Below are 4,452 nucleotides of genomic sequence, written 5' to 3'. Positions count from 1 at the left end.
AGGGAACATTCCCATTATCTCATTTTATCATGAATACAGATATCATTACAATTGGAGATGAGCTGTTAATCGGGCAGGTGGTCGATACCAATTCGGCATGGATGGCCCAACAGCTTAATTTTTTAGGTTTCAACGTTCGTCAAATTACCTCTATTTCAGATAATAAGGAACATATCGTTGATACATTGAATGAAGTCAGCAAATATTCAAAGCTCATTTTAATTACCGGTGGCCTTGGCCCCACCAATGACGATATCACCAAAAAAACACTGGCAGAGTATTTTGGAACCCAACTGATCAGAAATGAATCGCTGGTCAGGCATATCGAAACCTTGCTAAAAGGCAGGGGAGTTGGCATGAATAGCCTTAATTACGGCCAGGCTGATGTGCCCGAAAATTGTGACCTTATTTTCAACGACTGCGGGACGGCTTCGGGAATGTGGTTCGAGAAGAACGGAATTGTTTATGTCTCCATGCCCGGAGTGCCTTTTGAGATGAAATCCATGATGACCCGCGAGGTTCTGCCCAGGATCCGGAAGCATTTTAAAACACCCCACATCATTCATAAAACAATCATGACCCAGGGCCTTGCCGAATCTCACCTTGCTCAACGTATTGCACCCTGGGAAAAGCAGTTGCCTTCGAATATAAAACTTGCCTATTTGCCCGTTCCCGGAATGGTCAGGCTCAGAATGAGCGGCAGCGATACTGACGAAAGCCGGCTTCAAAAGGAAATAGACCATCAGGTGGAAGAACTTCAGAAATATATTGCAGATTTTATTTTCGGATATGATGATGAAACATTTCCACAGGTTTTGGGCGATCTGCTAAGGGCTGAAAAAAAGACTGTTGCCGTTGCTGAAAGTTGCACCGGTGGCAATATTGCACATCTGATCACTTTGATTCCAGGCTGTTCTGATTATTTCACCGGCTCTGTTACTGCTTATTCAAACCAAATAAAAACTTCCGTGTTGAATGTTTCAGCAAAAGACTTACAGGCCTGCGGCGCGGTAAGCCGGCCGGTGGTCGAACAGATGGCAGAAGGAGTAAGGCGGTTGTTTAATACCGATTTCTCTGTCGCTACTTCAGGTATTGCAGGCCCAACAGGCGGCTCTGCTGAAAAACCGGTGGGTACAGTCTGGATTGCAGTTTGCTCGGCACAAAAGACGGTCGCCCGGAAATTTGATTTTGGCGAGGACAGGCAACGAACCATTGATAAGGCTTCGGTGATGTCTATGAGCATGCTGCGCAGGCTTATACTGGATAAGGAAATTCAATAAAAGCCCTTTGCAGTTTATTGACCTGAGTTTTGATACTGATTTAGAGTAAAATTTTTGTTCTTTAACGGCATAGTTATATTATTATCCTTATGAAAATCAAAGATATTATTGCCAAAAGTAAAGATTACCTGATCAAAGGTAAAGATTTCATTACCCATGATATTTGGGTACTTAGTTTTAAAGAACTGAAACCCGGCTGGTCGTATCTGGCAAGAACGCTTAAAGTCATTATCCTTGCAATTCATAAGTTTAAAGAAGACAATATCAACATACAGGCTTCGGCGCTTACTTTTTATTCGCTTCTTTCGGTAGTGCCCGTACTGGCCATGGGATTCGGAATAGCCAAAGGTTTTGGTTTTGATAATTATCTGAAACAGCAGATTATCAATAATTTTTCCGAACAGCAGGAAGTATTGAACTGGATGATCAACTTTGCTACTTCTTTTCTCGAAAAGACAAAAGGTGGCCTTATTGCCGGTATCGGAATCATCGTCTTATTATGGTCGGTGATGAAAATTTTCGGAAATATTGAGGATTCCTTAAACATCATCTGGCGGGTAAAAAAACCCCGTAACTGGGGACGAAAGTTTGCCGATTATTTGTCGATGATGTTGCTGGCGCCTATCCTGGTTATTATTCAAAGTAGTTCTACCGTTTTTATTACAACACAAGTTAAAGCCATAACCAAAAGCATTAGTATACTGGGATATATTTCGCCCTTAATCTTTTTTTTGATAAAATTAATTCCTTTGGTCCTGATCTGGTTGTTGTTTACTTTGATATTTGTGATCATGCCCAACACCAAGGTGAAATTCAAAAGCGGAATTTTTGCAGGCATAATTGCCGGATCAGCGTTTCAGGTGGTACAGTGGGTGTATATAAAATTTCAGATAGGAGTGGCCAATTATAATGCCATTTATGGAAGTTTTGCCGCACTGCCTTTGCTGCTTGTACTTTTACAGACCAGTTGGCTCATCGTGCTGTTCGGTTCTGAGTTGTCGTATGCTCATCAGAATATTGACAGTTATGTTACCCGTACCGGTAAATTTGATATAAGTATTGCTAACCGCAGGATGCTTTCCCTTCTGATGGTGAAACTGGTAGTGAGAAGATTTGCAGAGGGTCTGAAAGCTCCGACATTAGCCGAAATAGCTGAAGAAATGAACATACCCCTTGCCCTGGCAAATGAAATTTCTACACAATTATCATTGGCAGGTGTATTTTCGCAGGTTATTACTGAAAATCCGAAAGTTATTGCTTTTCAGCCGGCCAGGGATATCCAAAATATGGATGTGCAATTTGTCATCAGTTGCCTGGAAAATCTGGGGTCTTATACAGTTCTGCACGATTTGCCCGGAATGAACAAAATGGAAGAAATACAAAAGGCTTTTATCAAAGCTGTAGAACAACTTCCTGAAAATAAATTAATAAGGGATCTGGATTGATTTTTTACTGATAAAAATCATGAATTTCTTTTGTAATTGAATATTTATTCCTAAAATTGCAGTCTCAAAATTGATTATAATTATGATTATTATTTCTGCACATCATCAACTATTTCATCATCACTTTTACGTGAACTGACGTGCAGGAATATGTAAATTTATCAGATATTTTATGAAAAGGTTTGCAGATTTCCTGCAAACCTTTTTTTATTTTTATTTCTCTTAAAGTTTAATTTTTATCAGAAAATAATATTCAGCTTATGGAAAATCTAAAAATTGCGATCCAGAAAAGCGGCAGGCTTAGCGAAAAATCTATTGAACTTATTGGCGAAGCAGGTATCAATATCAGCAATGGTGCCCGTACCCTGGTTGCCCAGTCGCAAAACTTTCCCATTGATGTGCTTTATTTGCGTGATGATGATATTCCGCAATATGTGGCCGACAGTGTGGCCGACATTGGAATTGTCGGCGAAAATGTGATCCTGGAAAAAAAGATTAAGGTGCACACCGTGAAAAAGCTGGGCTTTGGCCGTTGCCGTTTATCACTGGCTATTCCCAAGTCTGAGAAGTATCAGGATGCGCATTATTTTGAGGGCAAGAAGATTGCAACATCCTATCCCAATATCCTGAAGAAATATCTGAAAGAAAATAATATCTCTGCCGAAATCCATGTAATTAGCGGTTCTGTTGAAATTGCCCCCGGCATTGGACTGGCTGATGGTATTTTTGATATTGTCAGCTCCGGAAGCACTTTAATCAGCAATGGTTTGAAGGAGGTTGAAGTTGTGTTGAAGTCTGAAGCTGTGATTATTTCTTCTGCTGCCAATCTTTCGCCATCCAAACAGAAAATCCTGAACGATTTGCTATTCCGCATCGAAGCTGTGCAGAAAGCCAAAAACAACAAGTATATTTTGCTGAATGCCCCTAATGATAAGCTCAATGAAATTATTGAGGTTCTTCCCGGTATGAAAAGCCCTACAGTTATGCCTTTGGCCATGTCGGGCTGGAGTTCTGTTCATTCTGTAATTGGTGAAGACCAGTTCTGGGAAGTGATTGGTCAGCTTAAAGCGAAAGGTGCACAGGGTATCCTGGTGATCCCGATTGAAAAGATGATCGTTTAAAGATTGTTTGAAATTTTGCCTAAATTTGAACTAATTATTAAAGAAATGGAACTAAAAGTAATTAGGAACCCTAAACCGGCTGAATGGGAAAATTTGCTCCAGCGCCCTGCAATAAACTTGCAGTCGCTGGAAACTATTGTCCGCAATGTACTGTTGGCTGTCATGAAAGATGGTGATGAAGCCCTGAAGAAATATACCCTGGAATTTGATAAAGTCAGTCTGGATAAAATAGAAGTATCAGCTGACGAAATTGAAGCTGCCTCTGGCCGGCTGGACGAAAATTTAAAAAGCAGCATACAGTTGGCATGCAAAAATATTGAAACTTTTCACAGATCGGAGAAACAGGCTTTTCAGAAAATCGAGACTATGCCGGGGGTAAGGTGCTGGCAGAAAGCAGTAGGCATAGAAAAAGTGGGATTATATATCCCCGGAGGCACGGCTCCTTTGTTTTCAACTGTTCTTATGCTTGGAATTCCTGCACAGATCTCCGGATGCAGAGAAACGGTTTTGTGTACTCCTCCGGATAAGGAAGGAAATATAAATCCTGCAATTTTGTTTGCTGCACAGCTGGTCGGTATAAAGAAGATATTTAAAGTAGGAGGGGTT

The 4,452-nt window shown here is 40.7% G+C and carries 4 protein-coding genes; all 4 read left to right on the top strand.

The window, feature by feature from the left end; translation table 11 throughout:
• Window positions 1–29: 29 nt before the first annotated feature.
• Complete coding sequence (locus Q8907_13230) at window positions 30–1,280, top strand: competence/damage-inducible protein A (protein MDP4275233.1); 1,251 nt, start codon at window positions 30–32, stop codon at window positions 1,278–1,280.
• A gap of 89 nt (window positions 1,281–1,369) precedes the next feature.
• Window positions 1,370–2,725 carry a YihY/virulence factor BrkB family protein gene (locus Q8907_13225; protein MDP4275232.1) on the top strand — a complete coding sequence of 452 codons (1,356 nt, stop codon included), beginning with the start codon at window positions 1,370–1,372 and terminating at the stop codon, window positions 2,723–2,725.
• Window positions 2,726–2,985: 260 nt separating this feature from the next.
• Window positions 2,986–3,846 (top strand): ATP phosphoribosyltransferase, encoded by an 861-nt coding sequence (hisG, locus tag Q8907_13220; GenBank protein MDP4275231.1) that lies wholly within the window; start codon window positions 2,986–2,988, stop codon window positions 3,844–3,846.
• Window positions 3,847–3,891: 45 nt separating this feature from the next.
• Window positions 3,892–4,452, top strand: a 561-nt coding sequence (locus tag Q8907_13215; protein MDP4275230.1) for a histidinol dehydrogenase, incomplete at its 3' end; no start/stop codon positions are given.

This window comes from Bacteroidota bacterium (genome assembly GCA_030706565.1).
Taxonomy (GTDB): domain Bacteria; phylum Bacteroidota; class Bacteroidia; order Bacteroidales; family JAUZOH01; genus JAUZOH01.
The sequence above is the reverse complement of the archived record's forward strand: the minus strand, read 5'-3'. Positions and strand labels throughout refer to the sequence as shown.

Coding starts and splice junctions, on each gene's coding strand:
- hisG (MDP4275231.1), top strand. CDS start 2,986: ATGGAAAATCTAAAAATTGCGATCCAGAAAAGCGGCAGGCTTAGCGAA.
- Q8907_13225 (MDP4275232.1), top strand. CDS start 1,370: ATGAAAATCAAAGATATTATTGCCAAAAGTAAAGATTACCTGATCAAA.
- Q8907_13230 (MDP4275233.1), top strand. CDS start 30: ATGAATACAGATATCATTACAATTGGAGATGAGCTGTTAATCGGGCAG.